We start from the raw sequence: 2918 nt of genomic DNA, 5'->3' as shown, positions 1-2918 counted from the left end.
GATGTGCCGCAAAACTGGACGGGCACTTATGGCGGCGATCCAAATACTTATGCAGAAGATTTAAAAAAACAAGTTTTAGTTGGTGAATATGGGGCATGGCGCACAATTGATTTGCATAGCGAAGGCGGCTTTAAACAAAACGGCATTTTAAGTGAGGATAGAATGACGCAGCTGATGGAACAAAAAATTCGTTTAGCAGAAGCTGTTAAAGACAGTGTTGCCGGGCATTTTTTCTGGTTACTCACTTCGCATGATAATCCCGGTCGTGTGCAGGGCGGTGAAGGGTTGAGAGAACTGGACAGAATTGGTCCGGTAAATTATAAAGGATTGCTCACACCATGGGAAGAACCAACTGATGCATTTTACATGTTCCGCAGTAATTATGTGTCAAAAGAAAAAGAGCCGATGGTATATATAGTTTCTCACACCTGGCCCAACCGCTGGATGACCCCCGGAATAAAAGACAGTATTTATGTGTACAGTAATTGCGATGAAGTGGAATTGTTTAATGATATTGATAATGCTTCTTTAGGTAAACAGAAACGTAATGGTATTGGTATACATTTTCAGTGGAACAAAGTAAATATTCAATACAATGTATTATATGCAGTGGGTTATGTAAATGGAAAAGCGGTTGCAAGAGAGACGATAACATTATTTCATCTGCCGCAGTCACCTGACTTTAATAAACTGTATGCAAATGCAAAATCAATTACTAAACCGAAAGCAGGCTATCAATATGTACATCGAATTAATTGTGGCGGAAGCACTTTAAAAGATGAAAACGAAAATACATGGTGGTCGGATGGAAATAATTTTTTGTCATGGTCAGAAGATTTTGAAAATGTACCCCAAGATTTTGCAAGCCAGCGCAGGATCTTTACTCCTTTAAAAAATAGTAAAGATTGGAAGTTGTTTCAAAGTTTCAGATATGGAAAAAATAAAATGAAATTTGAATTTGATGTTGAAGATGGTGAGTATTTAGTAGAACTATATTTTATCGAACCTTGGTTAGGTATAAGCGGCATCAATGCAAAATCAATGCGTTTGTTTGATGTAGCTATAAACAACAAAGTTGTTTTAAATGATATAGACATCTGGAATGAAGTTGGCACAAATGCTGTACTAAAGAAAAATTTTATTGCAAAAGCGGTTAATGAAAAAATCACCATATCGTTTCCTGAAAGTAAAGTAGGGCAGGCCATAATTTCTGCTATTGCAATTGCCAAAAAAGGAGAGCCTGAAAATAGAAGGGGAGCTACTAAAAGAAGTTCTTCAAAAACGTTTCAACATTGGCTGGATATTGGCGATAAACAATTTCTAAACGAAATCATTCAAATTAACTCATTGCCATCAAATTTATTTGGTGCCACTTGGCTTCAATTAAAATCAAGAGAACAAATCAAAATCTTTACTTATCAAGCCAATGAGTTTAGCGATTTATTCTTTTGTGTAAAAGAAGGTTATAAAGACAATGATTTATTTCAAACCCTTGAGAACACTAATACACAAATAATCACCGATGAAAACGGTGGTACAAAATATATGGTGTATCGTAAACGATTGGCAAAAGATGATACGATAACAGTCAATGTTAATTCAAATATTATTGTGTGCATGCAGCCCGTCACCAACATGCAGCCCGCTTACGATTTAAAGCCAGTTACGCCGTACAAAACAAATGTTGCTGAAATTAAAAACGGCGTTATAAAAGACTCTGCAAACGGCAGGTATTGCACAATTATAAATACTGATAATGAAGCAACTGTTGATTACCCAATACAAACAGGAGCGGCGGATATATATTCCATTACTATGAAATATTTTTATGCAGATGAAAAAGTACTAAAAGGTAAGCTGCAGTTATTTGATGCAGGTAACAACATGATGCTGAATGAAATTGTAAACTTTACTTTTACACGTACCGGAAAATGGAATCAGTTTACAGTTAATACCAGCACGCCAATAAATGCCGGTAATTATATGGTTCGGCTGGTAATTGAAAATGCAAAGGATTTAGCAATAAGCGGTATAGATGTGCAATAACTTTGCGCCTTTCTGTTGGTGTTTAAAAGTGATCTAAATGAAAAGAATTTTTATATTTATTTTATCGGTTTTTATTCAATATTCACTGCAGTCTCAAAATTTGTCGGTACAAAACCTGCAATGCGAAAACAGGCAGGACCCATTGGGTGTTGAAGCAGCTGATCCGGCGCTAAGCTGGCAATTGCATAATGAACAAAAAAATATTTTGCAAACAGCATATCAAATTATTGTGGGTGATGATATTGACCTGTTATACAAGGGCATTGGAAATATTTGGGATAGTAAAAAAATGTTGAGCAATGCCTCCATCCAGGTTTTATACAATGGTAAAAAATTAATTGCCACTAAAAAATATTTTTGGCGGGTAAAGGTTTGGGATAATAAAAACAATGTGAGCAACTGGAGTGCTGTTAATAGCTGGCAGATGGGGTTACTGCAAAAAGCAGATTGGCAAAGTGCCAAATGGATAGCCTATGATGATATAATTGATAGTTTAAAAATAGCGCCTCACCTGCATTTGAATGGAAAAAAAAGCTGGGGAGCAAGAAGAAATATTTTGCCTCAATTTAGAAAGGTAATTGAACTTAACAAGTCAATTAAAACTGCCACGGCATTTGTTTCTGGCCTGGGGCAATTTGATTTTTTTATCAATGGCAATAAAATTGGTGATAATTTTTTAGATCCCGGCTGGACGAATTATGCTAAGCATGCACAGTATGTAACTTTTGATATTTCTAAAAATTTACAGCAGGGTAAAAATGCAATAGGCGCAATGCTCGGTAATGGTTTTTATTATATACCCGGGCAACGCTATAGAAAAATGACGGGTGCTTACGGCAAGCCGAAAATGATTGCAAGAATAGTAATTAATT

2 protein-coding genes are annotated in these 2918 nt (G+C 35.9%); both read left to right on the top strand.

Annotation, left to right across the window (positions count from 1 at the left end):
• A partial coding sequence (locus ACY65O_RS18640) for a malectin domain-containing carbohydrate-binding protein (protein ID WP_462222365.1) occupies nt 1-2046 on the top strand: 2046 nt, incomplete at its 5' end.
• A 37-nt stretch (nt 2047-2083) separates the two neighbouring features.
• A partial coding sequence (locus ACY65O_RS18635; RefSeq protein ID WP_462222364.1) for a glycoside hydrolase family 78 protein occupies nt 2084-2918 on the top strand: 835 nt, incomplete at its 3' end.

This window comes from Ferruginibacter sp. (assembly GCF_031430955.1).
In the GTDB taxonomy this organism is placed as follows: domain Bacteria; phylum Bacteroidota; class Bacteroidia; order Chitinophagales; family Chitinophagaceae; genus Ferruginibacter.
The sequence above is the reverse complement of the archived record's forward strand: the minus strand, read 5'-3'. Positions and strand labels throughout refer to the sequence as shown.